The organism is Cupriavidus respiraculi (assembly GCF_914271545.1).
Classification (GTDB): Bacteria; Pseudomonadota; Gammaproteobacteria; order Burkholderiales; family Burkholderiaceae; genus Cupriavidus; species Cupriavidus respiraculi.
The window spans coordinates 1,426,410-1,441,964 of sequence record NZ_CAJZAH010000002.1; the positions used below are offsets into that span (position 1 = coordinate 1,426,410).

The 15,555-nt window shown below is 70.9% G+C and carries 13 protein-coding genes; 5 read left to right on the forward strand and 8 right to left on the reverse strand.

The features are described 5' to 3' along the window. Positions 1-19: 19 nt before the first annotated feature. From LDO27_RS14360 to LDO27_RS14375, 4 genes are read right to left on the reverse strand one after another with little or no spacing between them, the layout of a single operon-like run. Entirely contained in the window at positions 20-901 is an 882-nt protein-coding gene (locus tag LDO27_RS14360; RefSeq protein ID WP_224042566.1) for an alpha/beta fold hydrolase, read from the reverse strand. Positions 902-915: 14 nt separating this feature from the next. After that, positions 916-1,593, reverse strand: coding sequence for a 3-isopropylmalate dehydratase small subunit (leuD, locus tag LDO27_RS14365; protein WP_224042353.1), 678 nt, complete (start codon positions 1,591-1,593; stop codon positions 916-918). After that, positions 1,586-3,019, reverse strand: a complete 1,434-nt coding sequence (gene leuC / locus LDO27_RS14370) for a 3-isopropylmalate dehydratase large subunit (RefSeq protein WP_224042354.1) — start codon at positions 3,017-3,019, stop codon at positions 1,586-1,588. The genes leuD and leuC overlap by 8 nt, the downstream gene beginning before the upstream one ends. A gap of 29 nt (positions 3,020-3,048) precedes the next feature. Next, complete coding sequence (locus LDO27_RS14375) at positions 3,049-4,080, reverse strand: tripartite tricarboxylate transporter substrate binding protein (protein WP_224042356.1); 1,032 nt, start codon at positions 4,078-4,080, stop codon at positions 3,049-3,051. Positions 4,081-4,228: 148 nt separating this feature from the next. Between LDO27_RS14375 and LDO27_RS14380 the strand changes: the two genes are divergently transcribed. After that, complete coding sequence (locus tag LDO27_RS14380) at positions 4,229-5,146, forward strand: LysR family transcriptional regulator (protein WP_222202550.1); 918 nt, start codon at positions 4,229-4,231, stop codon at positions 5,144-5,146. Between the two features lie 51 nt (positions 5,147-5,197). Here the strand turns inward: LDO27_RS14380 and chrA are convergent, their stop codons facing one another. Next, positions 5,198-6,574, reverse strand: coding sequence for a chromate efflux transporter (chrA, locus tag LDO27_RS14385; RefSeq protein WP_224042357.1), 1,377 nt, complete (start codon positions 6,572-6,574; stop codon positions 5,198-5,200). A gap of 179 nt (positions 6,575-6,753) precedes the next feature. Between chrA and dmeF the strand changes: the two genes are divergently transcribed. Then, positions 6,754-7,746, forward strand: a complete 993-nt coding sequence (dmeF, locus tag LDO27_RS14390; RefSeq protein WP_224042359.1) for a CDF family Co(II)/Ni(II) efflux transporter DmeF — start codon at positions 6,754-6,756, stop codon at positions 7,744-7,746. A 33-nt stretch (positions 7,747-7,779) separates the two neighbouring features. Here the strand turns inward: dmeF and LDO27_RS14395 are convergent, their stop codons facing one another. The 3 genes from LDO27_RS14395 to LDO27_RS14405 are packed head-to-tail and all read right to left on the reverse strand — an operon-like array spanning position 7,780 to position 10,368. Beyond that, positions 7,780-8,424 carry a flavin reductase family protein gene (locus LDO27_RS14395; protein ID WP_222202556.1) on the reverse strand — a complete coding sequence of 215 codons (645 nt, stop codon included), beginning with the start codon at positions 8,422-8,424 and terminating at the stop codon, positions 7,780-7,782. A 35-nt stretch (positions 8,425-8,459) separates the two neighbouring features. Then, on the reverse strand, positions 8,460-9,332 hold the full coding sequence (locus tag LDO27_RS14400) for a GntR family transcriptional regulator (RefSeq protein WP_224042360.1): 873 nt from the start codon (positions 9,330-9,332) through the stop codon (positions 8,460-8,462). A gap of 4 nt (positions 9,333-9,336) precedes the next feature. Beyond that, positions 9,337-10,368, reverse strand: a complete 1,032-nt coding sequence (locus LDO27_RS14405) for a polysaccharide deacetylase family protein (protein ID WP_224042362.1) — start codon at positions 10,366-10,368, stop codon at positions 9,337-9,339. 270 nt (positions 10,369-10,638) lie between these two features. On the opposite strand from LDO27_RS14405, the gene LDO27_RS14410 reads away from it, so the two are divergent. The 3 genes from LDO27_RS14410 (at position 10,639) to LDO27_RS14420 (ending at position 15,516) form a co-directional block, all read left to right on the forward strand. Next, positions 10,639-11,826: an ABC transporter substrate-binding protein gene (locus LDO27_RS14410; RefSeq protein WP_224042363.1), complete on the forward strand. Its 1,188-nt coding sequence runs from the start codon at positions 10,639-10,641 to the stop codon at positions 11,824-11,826. Between the two features lie 205 nt (positions 11,827-12,031). Continuing rightward, positions 12,032-12,910 (forward strand): branched-chain amino acid ABC transporter permease, encoded by an 879-nt coding sequence (locus LDO27_RS14415; RefSeq protein WP_224042365.1) that lies wholly within the window; start codon positions 12,032-12,034, stop codon positions 12,908-12,910. Further along, a complete protein-coding gene (locus LDO27_RS14420) occupies positions 12,907-15,516 on the forward strand; it encodes a branched-chain amino acid ABC transporter ATP-binding protein/permease (protein ID WP_224042367.1) in 2,610 nt (869 codons plus the stop codon). The genes LDO27_RS14415 and LDO27_RS14420 overlap by 4 nt, the downstream gene beginning before the upstream one ends. Positions 15,517-15,555: the final 39 nt, after the last annotated feature.

A 15,555-nucleotide genomic window follows, 5' to 3' on the forward strand; every position in this document is an offset into this window, starting at 1 on the left:
CGCGGCAGTCAGCGCCCGCTCATGCGCCCAGCAGGAACGGCAGGGCCTCCTCGAGCAGCCGCTCGGGCATTTCCTCGGCGATATAGTGCCCGCACGGCAACGCCCGGCCCCGCACGCGGCGCGCGACCTTGCGCCATTCCTCCAGCGGCGCGAAGCACTTGCCGACCGCGCCCTGCTCGCCCCACAGCGCCAGCATCTCGCACTCCACCTGGCGCCCCGCCGCCAGATCGGCGCGGTCGTGCTCCAGGTCGATGGTGGCGCTGGCGCGGTAGTCCTCGCACAGCCCGTGCGCGGCGCCGGGGCTCTTGAGGCAGCGCAGGTATTCGGCCAGCGCCGCGTCGGTGAAAGGCGCCATGCCCGCGCTGCGCCCGCCCATGGTGCTGCGCAGATAGAGTTCGGGGTCCGCCTCGATCAGGGTCTCCGGCACGGGCGCCGGGCGGATCAGGAAGAACCAGTGGTAGTAAGCCAGCGCAAAGGCGAGGCTGGTCTGCTCGTACATCGCCAGCGTCGGCGCGATGTCCAGCGTCACCAGCCGCTGCACGCGGCCGGGATGGTCCACCGCCAGCCGGTGGGCCACCCGCGCGCCGCGGTCGTGCGCCAGCACGCCGAAGCGCTCGAAGCCGAGCGCTTCCATCAGCGTCACCTGGTCCCGCGCCATGGTGCGCTTGCTGTAGTTGGCATGGTCCGGATCGCCCGCGGGCTTGTCGCTGTCCCCGTAGCCGCGCAGGTCCGCGGCCACCACGGTGAAATGCCGCGCCAGCGTGCCGGCCACCTTGTGCCAGATCACGTGCGTCTGCGGATGGCCGTGCAGCAGCAGCAAGCCAGGGCCCTGGCCGCCCCCGCGCGCATGGATGGTGACATCGCCACAGCGCACGCGCCGCGTCTCGAATCCTTCGAACATCGTTGCTTCCTTCGTCATGCCGGTTCAGCGCGCCGCAGCCGCCCCATGGTCTTGCGCGCGACATCGTGCAGCCACGGCTGGGCGCGGTGATGGGCCGCGGCGAACGCGGCGATCGCCTCCGCGTGCGTCAGCGTCAGGCCGATCACGTCGAGCCCCTGGCGGAACATGCTGCGATGGCGCTCGCTCATCGTGAACGCGCCCTCGTAGGCGCCGGCGCTGACGCGCATGGTCCGCAGATCGATGCGGATGCGGGCCGGCTCGCCACGCTCCTCGCCGACCTCGCGCAGCAGCGCATCGACATCGGCCTGCGGCAGCATCACCAGCAGCAACTGGTTGTTCATCGCGTTGGAGTAGAAGATCTCGCCGAAGCTGGGCGCGATCACCGCGCGGATGCCGTACTGCTGCAGGCCCCAGACCGCATGCTCGCGGCTGGAGCCACAGCCGAAGTTCGGGCCGGCGACCAGGACGCCGGTGTCCCGGTAGCGCGGCTGGTTCAGCACGAAGCCGGCGCGCGGGCGGCCCTCGCCGTCGAAGCGCATGTCGTACAGCAACCCCTTGTCCAGGCCCGCCTTGTCGATGATGCGCAGGAACTGCTTGGGCATGATCTGGTCGGTGTCCAGGTTCGCCACCGGCAGCGGCGCGCCGATGCCCTCGATGACGTCGATGGTGGGGACGGTGTGGTTTTCAGGCATGGGCGGGCTCCAGTGCGCGCACGTCGGTGATCCGGCCGCACAGCGCGGCGGCGGCGGCCATGGCGGGACTCATCAGGTGGGTGCGACCGCCCCGCCCCTGCCGGCCCTCGAAATTGCGGTTGGTGGTGGACGCGCAGCGCTCGCCCGGCGCCAGCATATCGTCGTTCATGGCCAGGCACATCGAGCAGCCCGGCTTGCGCCATTCGAAGCCGGCATCGATCAGCACGGCGGCGATGCCCTCGCGCTCGGCCTGCTCGCGCACCGCGCCGGAACCCGGCACCACCATCGCGCGCACGCCGCTGGCCACCTTGCGGCCGCGGACGACGGCGGCCACCGCACGCAGGTCCTCGATGCGGCCATTGGTGCAGGAGCCGATGAACACGCGCTGCACCGGCAGCCCATGCAGCGAGTCGCCCGGCGCGAGGCCGATATAGTCGAGCGCCTTGGCGGCCGCGGCGCGCGCGATGTCGTCGGCGGCGTCGGCCAGCCGCGGCACCGGCGCGTCGATCGGAATGGCTTGGTCGGGACTGGTGCCCCAGGTGACGTAGGGCGCGACCTCGGCGGCGTCGAAGCGAAGTTCGGCGTCGAAGCGCGCGCCGTCGTCGCTGTGCAGCGTCTGCCAGTGCCGGCGCGCGGCCGCGGCCATCGTCGCGTCGATATCGGCCGCGCGCGCCAGCACGTATTCCGTCGTGGCCTCGTCCGGCGCGATCAGCGCGCCGCGCGCGCCCGCTTCCACCGTCATGTTGCACAGGGTCATGCGCGCCTCGACCGACAGCGCGTCGACGGCCGGGCCGGCGAACTCCACCACATAGCCGCGCGCGCCCTGGGCGCTGATCCGGCTGATGATATGCAGGATCAGGTCCTTGGACGTGGTGCCGCGCGGCAGCGCACCGTCCACGCGGATCCGCATGTCGCGCGCCAGCCGGTAGACCAGCGTCTGCGTGGCGAGCACGTGCTCGACCTCGGAGGTGCCGATGCCGAAGCCCAGCGCCCCCAGGGCGCCGTAGGTGGTGGTATGGCTGTCGCCGCACAGCACCACCATGCCGGGCCGGATCATGCCGTGCTCGGGCGCGATCACGTGCTCGATGCCCTGCAGCGGATCGTTGGTGTCGAACAGGGGGATGTCGTGCAGTTCGCAGTTGCGCTTCAGGTTGCGTGCCTGCAGCGCCGACGCCGGGTCCTGGATGCGGCGCGGCGACTCCGCATGGGTCGGGATGATGTGGTCCACCACCGCCACCTGCTGGCCGGGCTCGGGGACGGCGCGGCCTTGCGCCGCCAGCCCGGCGAAGGCCTGCGGGCTGGTGTATTCGTTCATCAGGTGCAGGTCGGCGTAGAGCAGCACGTTGTCCGCGTCGAGCGCGGTGACGGTGTGCGCATCCACCAGCTTGCGGTACAGCGTGCGGGCTTGCGGGGAATCGGATGTCATGGGAGGTAAAGGGATAACGGGGCGGCGGCTTACTCGGGCGTGATGCCGGCCTGTTTGATCTGCGCGGCCCAGCGCGTGATTTCCTTGCGCAGCATGGCGTCGGCCTGCGCCGGGCTGCTGCTCCAGGGCTCGAAGCCTTCCTTGATCAGCCGCGCCTTGAGCTCCGGCGTGGCCAGCGCGGCGTTCAGCGTCTGGTTCAGCTTCGCGACGACGTCCTTCGGCGTGCCGGCCGGCGCGCTGACGATGAACCACGTCTCGAAGGCATAGTTGGGCAGGCCGGACTCGGCCACCGTCGGCACCTCGGGCATCAGCGGGGATCGCTTCGGCCCGGTCACGGCCAGCGCGCGCAGCTTGCCGGCCTGCACCTGCTGCTGCGCGGCGGACAGCACAGGAAAGCTCATCTGCACCTGTCCGGCGATGGTGTCCAGCATGGCGGGGCCGCCGCCCTTGTACGGCACGTGCAGGATGGAGGCGCCCGACTCCGACTTGAACAGCTCCGCCGCCATATGGAAGGTGCTGCCCGTACCCGCCGAGCCGAAGGTCAGCTTGCCCGGCTGCGCCTTGGCCAGCGCCACCAGCTCCTGCACGTTCTTCGCGGGCAGGCTGTTGGTGACCACCAGCACGTGCTGCGACGTCGCCACCGTGCCCACCGAGGTGAAGTCCTTCGCGGTGTCGAACGGCAGCCTGGCGAACAGCGCCGGATTGACGGCCAGCGCCACGTTGTTGATCGCCAGCGTGTAGCCGTCCGGCTTGGCCTTGGCGACCTGGTCCATGCCGATATTGCCGGAGGCGCCGGCGCGGTTGTCCGCCACCACCGGCTGGCCCAGCTGCTTCGCCCACGCATCGCCGATCAGGCGCGCGGCGATATCGACGCTGCCGCCGGGCGCGAACGGCACGATCAGGCGGACGGGGCGGCTGGGGAAGGTGTCGGCCTGCGCCGCCGGTGCGGCGACGAGGCCGACCAGCGGCACCGCGGCCAGCGTCGCGCACGCGCGCAGCAGGCGGCGGGCCGCCGCGCGGCCGCGCATGACGGTGGAAGTCTGGGTCAAGATCGGGTTCATGGCTGTCTCCTGTGGATTCGCGGTCCCGGGCGATGCCGGGCGCGGCTGGCGTGTCGGCGCCTTGTTATGGTGGCCCGAGTTTAACTATGGAACCCGCCGCTATAATTTCGCGCAAAGACTTTCATTAGTTCCCCGTATTCACGAATCCATGGACGGCTTTTCCGATCTCGCCTTCTTCGTGCTGCTGGTCAAGCAGGGCAGCCTGGCCGGCGCCGCGCAGCAGATGGGCATTACGCCGTCGGCGGCCAGCAAGCGTCTGGCCGCCCTCGAGGCGCGCCTGGGCGTGCGCCTGCTGAACCGCACCACCCGGCGCCTGAGCGTCACGCAGGAAGGCGAGGCATTCCTCGCGCGCGGCAGCCGCATCCTGGCGGAGCTGGAGGAACTGGAGCAGGAACTGGGTGGCAGCCGGGTCGCGCCGCGCGGGCTGCTGCGGGTCAACGCCACGCTGGGCTTCGGGCGGCGCTACGTGGCGCCGGCGGTCAGCGCTTTCCTGCTGGCGTGCCCCGACGTCGAGGTGCAGTTGCAACTGACCGACCGGCCGGCCAACCTCGCCGAAGAGGGCTACGACGTGGGCATCCGCGTCGGCGACCTGCCCGACGCGCGCCTGACCGCCCGATTGCTGGCCCACAACCAGCGCGTGCTGTGCGCGTCGCCGAACTACCTGGCCCGGCATGGTGAGCCGGCATCGCCGCGCGAGTTGCACCAGCACCGCTGCATCGTGATCCGCGAGAGCGATGCCACCTATGGCACCTGGCATCTGCGCTCGGCCAGCCGGCAGGAGACGGTCAAGGTGCGCGGACCGGCCGCCACCAACGACGGCGAGACTGCGGTGGGATGGGCCCTGGACGGCCACGGCATCGTGATGCGCTCGCAGTGGGATATCGCGCCGCTGCTCAAGTCGGGCCGGCTGCGGCAAGTACTGCCGGACTGGAGCGCGCCGCCGGCCGATGTGTCCGCGGTATTCCTCACGCGCGACAACCTGTCGGCGCGGGTGCGCGCGTTCGTGGACTTTCTGGTGGAGCGCTTCGAGGGGCAGCGGGGCGGCGGGGTGTATGGCGGTTGGTAGGAGCCCGCCTCGGCTCGCCTCTCCCGCGGGCGGGAGGGGCAACGAACACCGTTAGTATCCCCAGACCAGTCGCACCACCAGCCCCACCGCGCCGCAGGCGAGGATCACCTTCACGACCCCGGCCTTGAAACGGAACAGCGCGATCCCCGCGCCCACGCCCAGCAGCGCCGCCACCCAGTCGAACCTGCCCGCGATCCCCTGCGGCCACAGCACGTGGTAGGCGAAGAACACCGCCAGGTTGACGATCACGCCGACCACCGCGGCCGTGATCGCCGTCAGCGGCGCCGTCAGCTTCAGGTTGCCATGCGTGCTTTCCACGAAGGGGCCGCCCAGCAGGATGAACAGGAACGACGGCAGGAAGGTGAAGAAGGTCACCACGCACGCCGCCGCGATCGCGGAGGCGAGCAGCGCCTCGGCGCCGAACACCGCATGGGTCCAGCCGCCGACGAAGCCAACGAAGGCCACCACCATGATCAGCGGCCCCGGCGTGGTCTCGCCCAGCGCGAGTCCGTCGATCATCTGCGGCCCCGTGAGCCACTGGTGGTGGTCCACCGCGCCCTGGTACACATACGGCAGCACCGCATACGCGCCGCCGAACGTCATCAGCGCGGCCTTGGTGAAGAACCAGCCCATCTGCGCGAGCGTGCCGTGCCAGCCGTAGCGCCAGGCCAGCGCGCCGAGCACCAACGCCCATAGCAGTACGAAGGCCGCGAGCACCCGCAGGAAGTGGCCCCAGGTAAAGCGCGCGTGCGCGGGCGTCGGCGTGTCGTCGCCGATCAGCGCGAGCCCCCCGGCGGCGGCAGGGGCACCATGCGCGGGCCCGGCGGCGAAGCGATCCGGAGCAAGGCGCCCGCCCGCGTAGCCGACCAGCGCGGCGGCGAGCACGATGGCGGGAAACGGCACGCTGGCCGCGAAGATGGCGACGAAGGAGGCCGCCGCGAGCGCGCGCAGCCAGTTGTTCTTCAGCGCCCGCGAGCCGATGCGCCAGGCGGCGAACGCGACGATGGCGGTGACCGCCGGCTTCACGCCCTGCAGCGCGCCGGCCACCGCCGGCACGTCGCCGAAGCGCAGGTAGATCCAGGACAGCAGCATCAGCAGCGCGAGCGACGGCAGCACGAACAGGCCGCCGGCAACGATGCCGCCCCACGTGCGGTGCATCAGCCAGCCGATGTAGGTGGCGAGCTGCTGCGCCTCGGGGCCGGGCAGCACCATGCAGTAGTTCAGCGCATGCAGGAAGCGCCCTTCGGAGATCCAGCGCTTGCGCTCGACCAGGTCCTCGTGCATCAGCGCGATCTGGCCGGCCGGACCGCCGAAGCTGACGAAGCCCAGTTTGAGCCAGTACCAGAACGCCTCGCGCAGCGTCACGTCGGCCGGCGCGGCATGGTCTTCGTTGGGGCGGGCATCGGCGCCCTCCGTGGAGCTGTGCATGGCAGGAGGCATGGAGGTGGATGGGGAGCCCGGCAGCGCGGGCGCGCCAACGATAGCAGAACCATGCGACGGGCCGACCATCCCGCCGGCAGGGACGACCCCCGCCGCCGCGCCGCGGTTTGCTACCCTTGCGCGAGCGGCGGTGCTCGCCGCCCTTCCCGTTTTCCGCCCATTCCCCTATGCATTCTTCCGACCTTTCCCCGTGGACCCACAGCCACGTGTTCGACACCGGCAACCGCGCCGCCGAACGCCGCACCCGGCTGGTGCTGGTCATCACCGCCGCCACCATGGTGGCCGAGATCGCGGCCGGCCTGTGGTTCCACTCGATGGCCCTGCTGGCCGATGGCTGGCATATGAGTTCGCACGCCTTCGCGGTCGGCCTGTCGGTCTTCGCCTATGCCGCCGCGCGCCGCTTCGCCACCGACGCCCGCTTTACCTTCGGTGCGTGGAAGATCGAGGTGCTGGCCGGCTTTGCCAGCGCCATCCTGCTGACCGGCGTCGCCGCGCTGATGGCCTGGGCGTCGGTGGAACGGCTGTTCGACCCGCAGACCATCCACTACTGCGAGGCGATGGTGGTCACGGCGCTCGGGCTGGCGGTCAACCTGGGCTGCGCGCTGATCCTGGGCGGCGCCCACCATGGTCACGATCATGGCCACGATCATGGCAACGACCACGGCCATCACCACGGCCATGACCATGGGCACGGCCATGCCGGCCACCACCATGCGCACGACCTGAACCTGCGCTCGGCCTACCTGCATGTGCTGGCCGACGCCGCCACCTCGGTGCTGGCACTGGTCGCGCTCGCCGGCGGCTGGTGGCTGGGCTGGAACTGGCTCGACCCCGTGATGGGCATCGTCGGCGCGATGCTGGTCAGCCACTGGGCCTACGGCCTGATGCGGCAAACCGGCACGGTGCTGCTGGACCGGGAGATGGACCACCCGGTGGTGGACGAAGTGCGCGAGGTGCTGGCCACCTTCGACGACGGCCCGGAAGGCACCAAGGTCGCGGACCTGCACGTGTGGCGCGTGGGCAAGGACAAGTTCGCCTGCATCGCGGGCCTGGTGACCCACGACGCGGCGCTGACGCCCGCGCGCGTCAGGCATGCTCTCGCCGTGCACGAGGAACTGGCGCACGTCACGGTCGAGATCGTCCACTGCGCCCGTCACTGATCCGGCGCGCACGCGCCGCTCGCGCTTGCCGCGCTACATCTCGTCGACCGCCGTCGACGCCGTGACCGCGCCGCCCTCGCCGCCCTCGCGCTCCAGCGAGAAGCGGTCGCGCGTGGTCACGTAGAAGCTCGCGCCGAACCGCCCCACCGGGAAGTAGTTCTGCAGCCGCACCCGCCAGCGCTCGGTGTCGATCAGTTCGTCGCGCGCATGCAGCCGGTGCACGCGGCCGATGAAGATGTGCCGGCTCGCGGTCTCCAGCGTCTCCCACAGCCGGCATTCGAAAGCGACCGGCGCCTCGGCGATACGGGGCGGCGCCACGAAGGTGCTGGCCACCGGCGTCAGGCCGAAGCGCGCCAGCTCGCTTTCGTCCGGCGGCAGGCGCTCGCCGCAGCGGTGCATCTTCTCCGCCATCGCTTCGTCGCTCAGGTGCACGACGAATTCGCCGGTGCGCGCGATATTGGCCGCGGTGTCCTTGAGTGCGCCGTCGCCCAGTCGGTTGATGCTGATCATCACGATGGGCGGCTCCTCGCCCAGCATGTTGAACATCGAGAACGGCGCGGCGTTGACGGTGCCGCCGGCCGACAGCGTGGTGACCAGCGCGATCGGGCGCGGCACGATCAGGCTGGCCATCAGCTTGTAGCGCTGGTATTCGGTGATGGCGTCGAAGTCGATTTCCATGGTGTCCTGAGGTCTTGCCGGGGTGGTGGGGCTGCTCAGCGCGCGTCGCGCCGCCCCGGCGGGGTCAATCCCAGCATCTGCGCGAGGCTCTTCTCGCCCTGCATGCGGGAGGTTTCGATGCGCTCTTCGAGCTGGCGCAGATGCGCCTCCATGCGCGCCACCGCGCCGGCCGCGTCGCGGCGCTCGATGCAGTCGACGATCTCGGTGTGCTCGTCGTGCTCGCACGGCGCATGTCCCGGCGGCTCGTACAGCCCGACGATCAGCGAGCAGCGCGACACCAGCTCGGTCAGGTAGCGCTGCAGCACCGGATTGCGCGCCAGCGCGGCGATGCGCAGATGGAAGCCGCTGGCGAGCCGCGCCCACGAGGGCTGGTCGAAGCGGTGCATGGCCTCGTGCTCCTCGGCCAGCTGGCGGCGCAGCACGCGCACGTCGGCGGCGGTCGCGCGCTGCACCGCGAGCTCGACCAGCACGCGCTCCATCGCGCGGCGCGCCTCGAAGATCTGCCCGGTCTCCTCGGGCGTGGGTTCGGCGATGACCGCGCCCTTGTTCGGGCGCAGCGCCACGATCCCGTCGTGCGCGAGCTTCTCCAGCACCCGGCGCACCACCGCGCGGCCCACGCCGAACAGCTGGCACAGCTCCGGCTCGGGCAACTTGGTGCCGGGGGTCAGGCGATGGTTCAGCACGCCGTCGAACACGGCCCGGTAGATGCGCGCATCGGCGTCGCTGCCCGCGCCGTCGTGCTCGCGCACCGCGCTGGCGAGCGTGTCGGCGGCGGGGGCGGCGCGCTTGTCGCGTGCGGTCTTGTCCGGGGCGGTCTTGTGGCGTGCCGGCTGGGCATCGTTGGCCTTCGCGGCGGCACTGGAGGCGGCTTTCGGCGGCATGGCGTCGGGCAGGAAATGGACGGCCATGATGTTAGCGCGAAGCGGTGGCGGTGACCGCGGCCGGCGGCATGGCCGGTTGCGCGGGATGGGCCCCGGACGCCGGCAGCGGCGCCACGCGCTCCATATGCGTGCAGATCTCGCCCGGCGTGGTGAACCACACCCGGCCGGCGTCGCGTTCCGCCGCGATATGCGCCAGCGCCCGGCGCAGATGGCGCAGGCGGTATGGCTGGCCGACCAGATAGGGATGCAGCGCGATGCCCATCACCAGCGGCTGCACGCGCGGTCCTTCCGGTCGGGATCGGTACGCCTGCGCGAGCATCTCGTCGCACTGGTCGATGATCATGTCGGCGAAGTCGCGGCCATCGAGCTGGCGGCCGATGATCATCGGAATGTCGTTCAGCTCCTGCGGATACGGAATCGACCACAGCGGGCCGCCGCGCGTGTCCATGCGCACCGGCCGGTCGTCGTGGCACCAGTTCAGCGTGTAGCGGTAGCCCGTTTCCGCCAGCAGGTCCGGCGTCAGCATGGTTTCGGAGATCCATGGCGAGAGCCAGCCGGCCGGCGCGGTGCCCGCGTGCGCGGCGATGCGGTCGCGGCAATGGATCAGCAGCGCGCGCTCGCCGGCCTCGTCGTACTCGCTCTGGCGCCGCGCATTGGTATGGCCGTGGCCGATGAGCTCGTCGCCGCGCGCGAGGCAGGCATCGAGCAGCTCGGGGCAATGATCGTACAGCGCCGTGTTCAGCAGCACGCCGGCGGGCATGCGCATCTCGTCGAACAGTTCCAGGCAGCGCCACGCGCCGACACGGTTGCCATATTCGCGCCAGCTGTAGTTGAGCACGTCCGGCTGCGGCGAGACCGGCCCCAGGTTCGCCCCCAGGCCCTCGCCGAAGGCGAAGTGCTCCACGTTGAAGCCGAGGTAGACGGCCAGGCCCGCGCCATTCGGCCAGGCGTAGTCGTCGGCGTCGGTGATGGGACGGTACGGAAAGCGTCCGTGCGAGCGCAGCGGGCCGAACACCGGCTCGGTGCTGTTGGCGTGAGGGGGAACGATCTTGACGTCGGTCATCGTGGCGAGGGTTCGGCGCGTGGCGCGGTTCGGCAATGCACGGGATGGGGCAACGCGCCCCGCTTTGGCGCCGCCGCGCACCGGCTTCGGGCGTGCGGCTGCATGGCGCGTTCGTCTGCATGCATGGCGAAGGATCGTTCGCAAGACACGTACCAGATCGTCTACATATAGGCAGTCGGATCGCATCGTGCTGCGGGTCCGTGGTGTCGACGGATGGCACAGCTCTTGCGAGCCATAGCAGCAACTTCCTCGCACACCCGGAGATTCGCCATGACCCAGATGTCCCGCCGTACCCTGCTGGCCACCGCGGCCGCCCTCTTCGCGGCGGCGGCCCTGCCCGCCGTGCCCGCGATGGCGGCGGACACCATCAAGATCGGCCTGGTCACCGCACTGTCGGGCCAGTCGGCGCGCGCGGGCGACGCCATCACGCGCGGCATGACGGTCGCCATCGACGAGATCAATGCCAAGGGCGGCCTGCTCGGCGGCCGCAAGCTGGAGCTGGTGCGTCGCGACGACGAGGGCAATCCGGCCAAGGGCGTGCTGGCCGCGCGCGAGCTGATCTACAAGGAGAAGGTCGCGGTACTGTTCGGCGGCCTGGACACGCCGGTCTCGATGGCCATCGTGCCGATCGCCAACCAGGAGAAGGTGCCGTTCATGGGTCCGTGGGCGGCCGGCACGCCGATCACCCGCAACGGCGCCAATCCCAACTACGTGTTCCGCGTCTCGGCGGTGGACGAGGTCGTGGACAAGGCCATGCTGCAGTACGCGCAGAAGACCTTCGGCGCGAGCAAGCCGGGCCTGATCCTGGTCAACAACCCATGGGGCGAGTCGAACGAGAAGGGCATCGTCGCCGCGCTGACCGCCAAGGGCATGAAACCGGCGGGCATCGAGAAGTTCGAGGGCAACGATGTGGACATCACCCCGCAGCTGGGCCGGCTCAAGGCGGCGGGCTCGGACGTGCTGCTGATGGTGGGCAACGTCGGCCCGTCGGCGCAGGTCGTCAAGTCGCTGGACCGCATGGGCTGGAAGGTGCCCATCGTGTCGCACTGGGGCCCGGCGGGTGGCCGCTTCACGGAGTTGGCGGGACCGAACGCGAAGAACGTCCATTTCGTGCAGACGTACAGCTTCTTCGGCACGCCGTCGCCGGTCGGCACGCGCGTGGTCAACGCCCTGAAGGCGCGCTACAGCGACGTCAAGGGACCGGACGACATCACGCCCGCGGTCGGCGTGGCCAACGCCTACGACGCCACGCATCTGGCCGCGCTGGCCATCGCGCGCGCCGGCTCCACCAAGGGCGACGCGGTGCGCGAGGGCTTCTACAAGATCGATCGCTACGAAGGGCTGATCAAGACCTACGTGAAACCGTTCACGCCGGACACGCATGACGCGCTGTCGGAAAACGACTATGTGTGGGCGCAGTTCATCGACAACCGCATCGTGCCGGTGAACGGGAAGTAGTTGGTTTGCGTGCGGGCCGGCGGGCTTCGGCTGGCGGTCACCCTCACCCCCGGCCCCTCTCCCGCGGGCGGGAGAGGGCGCGAACCGATGGCGTTTGATGTGTCGCGTGTGTTCTCCCCTCTCCCGCCCGCGGGAGAGGGGAGGGGTGAGGGTAAAGGCCCGCGGAAGCCACCACCACCCGACCGAATGAAACAAGGAAAACACCATGCTTTGGATATCGGCCCTGATCAGCGGCCTGGGCCTGGGCAGCATGTATGGGCTGATGGCGCTGGGTTTCCACATCACCTATACCGTCTCGGCCACCGTCAACTTCGCGCAGGGCAGCTCCATGATGCTGGGCGCCGTGCTGACCTATACCTTCGCGCAGACGCTGGGCTGGCCGATGGCGCTGGCGGTGCTGCTCGCGCTGGCGCTGTGCGCGCTGTACGGGCTGGCCGTCGAATTCCTCGCGGTGCGGCCCTTTGCCAGCCGCAATTCCAATGCGTGGCTGATGGCCACCGTGGCGCTGGGCATCGTGCTCGACAACGTCGTGATGCTGACCTTCGGCACCGAGCCGCGCAGCCTGCCGTCGCCGCTGGCGGTGTCGTCGGTGCAGATCGGCGACACCGGCGTGGGCGTCTATCCGCTGCAGCTGCTGATTCCCGTCGTGGGCCTGGCGCTGGCCGCGCTGCTGCACCTGGTGCTGCGCAAGTCGCGCTGGGGCGTGGCCATGCTCGCCGTGGTGCAGAACCGCGATGCGGCGCGGCTGATGGCCATTCCGATCCGCCGCACCATCGCGGTCGCGTTCGCGCTGTCGACGCTGCTGGCCGGCATCGCCGGCGTGCTGATCGCGCCGCTGTTCAACGTGCAGTCCGACATGGGCACGGTGTTCGGGCTCAAGGCGTTCGCCGTGGCGATTCTGGGCGGCCTGTCCAGCGCCTGGGGCGTGATGATCGCCGGCCTGATCTTCGGCATGGTCGAGGCGCTGGTCACCGCGTCGCTCGGCTCGAGCTACACCCAGATCATCACCTTCGCGCTGGTCATCGTGCTGCTGGCGCTGCGGCCTGACGGTCTTTTCGGGCGCGCGGAGGTGCGCAAGGTATGAACGATTCCACGTTGCTCGCCAACATCATCAAGAACGCCACCGCCGCGCCACCGGCCGCCGGCCGCCGCCATGCGCCCACGCTGCTGGGCATGGGCACGCCGCTGCAGGTGGGCGTGCTGACGCTCGCGCTGCTGGCGGCCGCGGCCGCGGCGCTGTGGGTGAACGGCTACTTCGTCTTCGTGATCGCCGGCGTCGCCATGCTGGCGATCTGCGGCGTGGGCCTGAACCTGCTGCTCGGGCTGACCGGGCAGGTCTCGTTCGGCCATGTCGGCTTCTACGCCATCGGCGCGTATGCCGTCGCCATCCTGACCGGCCAGGCCGGCTGGAGCTTCTGGGCCGCCTGGCCGGTCGGCGCGCTGATCGCCGCGGCCACCGGCGCGCTGCTCGCGTTGCCGGCGCTCCGCGTGAAGGGCCCGGGTCTGGCGATGGTCACGATCGCCTTCGGCTTCATCGTCGAGCACGGCGCAGTCGAATGGCGCGCGCTGACCGGCGGCCAGAACGGCCTGATGGGCTTTCCGCAACCGGCGCTGCCCGGCGTGGACGGCGGCGAGCGCGCGCTGGCGCTGATCGCCATCGCGGTGCTGGCGGTGGCGCTGGCCGCGTATGCGCGCGTCTCGCGTGGCAGCTGGGGCGCCGCCATGCGCGCGGTGCGCGACAGCGAAACGGCCGCCGCGTCGATCGGCATCGACCCGCTGCGCGTCAAGACCGTGGCGTTCGCGGTGTCGGCCGCGCTCGCGGGCCTCGCCGGCGGCCTGTTCGCGCCGCTGCAGGGCATGGTCACGCCGGGCATGTTCTCGTTCCTGCAATCGATCCTGTTCGTGCTGGTGGTGATCGTGGGCGGCGCCGGCACCGTCGCCGGCCCGCTGGTCGGCGCGGTGGTGGTTGGCCTGCTGCCGGAGCTGCTGTCCAGCCTGGAGAACCTGCGCCTGCTGTTCTTCGGCGGCCTGCTGCTGCTGGTGCTGTGGGTGGCCCCGGAAGGCATGGTGGGCGTGGTCACGCGCCTGTTCGCCCGGCGCGCCGCCGCCGCCGCGCCCGCGGGCCAGCCGGACGCCGTCTTCGCGCAACCGGAGCTTGCGCCGCTGCCGCAGGCCGCGCGGCGCGGCCTGACGGCCTCCGGTCTCACCATGGTCTTCGGCGGCGTGCGCGCGGTGGACAGCCTGTCCTTCACGCTGCCGCCCGGCGCCGTCACCAGCCTGATCGGCCCCAACGGCGCGGGCAAGTCCACCGTGCTCAACATGCTGTCGGGCTTCTACCAGCCGCAGGCCGGCACGCGCCGGCTCGGCGCGGACGACATTGCCGCGCGCGGGGCCTGCGACAGCGCCCGCCGCGGCATCGCTCGCACCTACCAGACCTCGCAGCTGTTCGGCGGCATGAGCGCCGCCGACAACGTGGCGATCGCGCTCTCGCGCGGCCGGCTGGGCCCGCTGCTGGGCATCTCGGGCTTCACCGCTCCCGCGGTGCGCGCCCAGGCCGTGGCGCTGCTGCGCGGCTGCGGCTATCACGGCGATCCGCAGGCCCGCGCCGCGGACCTCGCGCACGTGGACCGGCGCCTGGTCGAGATCGCACGCGCGCTGGCCACGCAGCCCGCGGTGCTGCTGCTGGACGAGCCCGCGGCGGGCCTGTCGCGCGAAGACAAGGCGCGGCTCGGCGCGCTGCTGCGGCGCATCGCCGCCAGCGGCGTCGCGGTCGGACTCGTCGAACACGACATGTCGCTGGTGATGGAGGTCTCCGACGGCATCGTGGTGATCGACGCGGGGCAGCATCTGGCCACCGGCACGCCGGCCGCCGTGCGGGCCGATCCGCAGGTACGGCGCGCCTACCTGGGCGAGGCCGGCGAACAGGTGGCCGCGCGCACGGAAGGCCGCGCCGCCGCGAACGGTCATGCGCAGGAAGTGCTGGGAGTGGGCGCGCTGACGGCGGGCTATGGCGCCGCCCCCGTGCTGCACGGCGTTTCGCTGCAGGTACGCGAGGGCGAGATGGTGGCGCTGCTGGGCGCCAATGGCGCCGGCAAGTCGACGCTGATGCGCGCGCTCGCCGGGCTGCACCGCCCGGTGCAGGGCGGCATCACGTTCAACGGCACCGATCTCGCCGGACTGGATGCCGCGCGCATCGCGGCCATGGGCATGGTGCTGGTGCCCGAAGGCAGGCAGGTGTTCCCCGAACTGTCCGTGCTGGACAACCTGCGGTTGGGCGCCTTTCCCTCGGGCCGGCTGCCGCGCGCGGAGGTGATGCGGCGCGTCGAGGTCATGTTCGCGCGCTTTCCTCGCCTGCGCGAGCGGCAGCACCAGCGCGCGGGGCTGTTGTCCGGCGGCGAGCAGCAGATGCTGGCGGTGGCGCGCGGCCTGATGTCGAACCCGCGCGTGCTGCTGCTGGACGAGCCGTCGCTCGGCCTGGCGCCCAAGGTCATCGCGGACCTGTTCGCCTCGCTGGATCGCCTGCGCGCCGAGGACATCACCATCGTGCTCGTGGACCAGATGGCGGCGCTGGCGCTGGCGCTGGCCGACCGGGCTTATGTGCTGGAGGAAGGCCGCGTGGTGGCGAGCGGCGGCGCCGACGAACTGGCGCGCGATCCGGCGCTGGTGCAGGCGTATCTGGGCGGGGATTGAAGCGGCCGAGGTCTTCAGGCGCCGAGGTCTTCAGGCGCC

Coding starts and splice junctions, on each gene's coding strand:
- LDO27_RS14360 (WP_224042566.1), bottom strand. CDS start 901: ATGTTCGAAGGATTCGAGACGCGGCGCGTGCGCTGTGGCGATGTCACC.
- leuD (WP_224042353.1), bottom strand. CDS start 1,593: ATGCCTGAAAACCACACCGTCCCCACCATCGACGTCATCGAGGGCATC.
- leuC (WP_224042354.1), bottom strand. CDS start 3,019: ATGACATCCGATTCCCCGCAAGCCCGCACGCTGTACCGCAAGCTGGTG.
- LDO27_RS14375 (WP_224042356.1), bottom strand. CDS start 4,080: ATGAACCCGATCTTGACCCAGACTTCCACCGTCATGCGCGGCCGCGCG.
- LDO27_RS14380 (WP_222202550.1), top strand. CDS start 4,229: ATGGACGGCTTTTCCGATCTCGCCTTCTTCGTGCTGCTGGTCAAGCAG.
- chrA (WP_224042357.1), bottom strand. CDS start 6,574: ATGCACAGCTCCACGGAGGGCGCCGATGCCCGCCCCAACGAAGACCAT.
- dmeF (WP_224042359.1), top strand. CDS start 6,754: ATGCATTCTTCCGACCTTTCCCCGTGGACCCACAGCCACGTGTTCGAC.
- LDO27_RS14395 (WP_222202556.1), bottom strand. CDS start 8,424: ATGGAAATCGACTTCGACGCCATCACCGAATACCAGCGCTACAAGCTG.
- LDO27_RS14400 (WP_224042360.1), bottom strand. CDS start 9,332: ATGGCCGTCCATTTCCTGCCCGACGCCATGCCGCCGAAAGCCGCCTCC.
- LDO27_RS14405 (WP_224042362.1), bottom strand. CDS start 10,368: ATGACCGACGTCAAGATCGTTCCCCCTCACGCCAACAGCACCGAGCCG.
- LDO27_RS14410 (WP_224042363.1), top strand. CDS start 10,639: ATGACCCAGATGTCCCGCCGTACCCTGCTGGCCACCGCGGCCGCCCTC.
- LDO27_RS14415 (WP_224042365.1), top strand. CDS start 12,032: ATGCTTTGGATATCGGCCCTGATCAGCGGCCTGGGCCTGGGCAGCATG.
- LDO27_RS14420 (WP_224042367.1), top strand. CDS start 12,907: ATGAACGATTCCACGTTGCTCGCCAACATCATCAAGAACGCCACCGCC.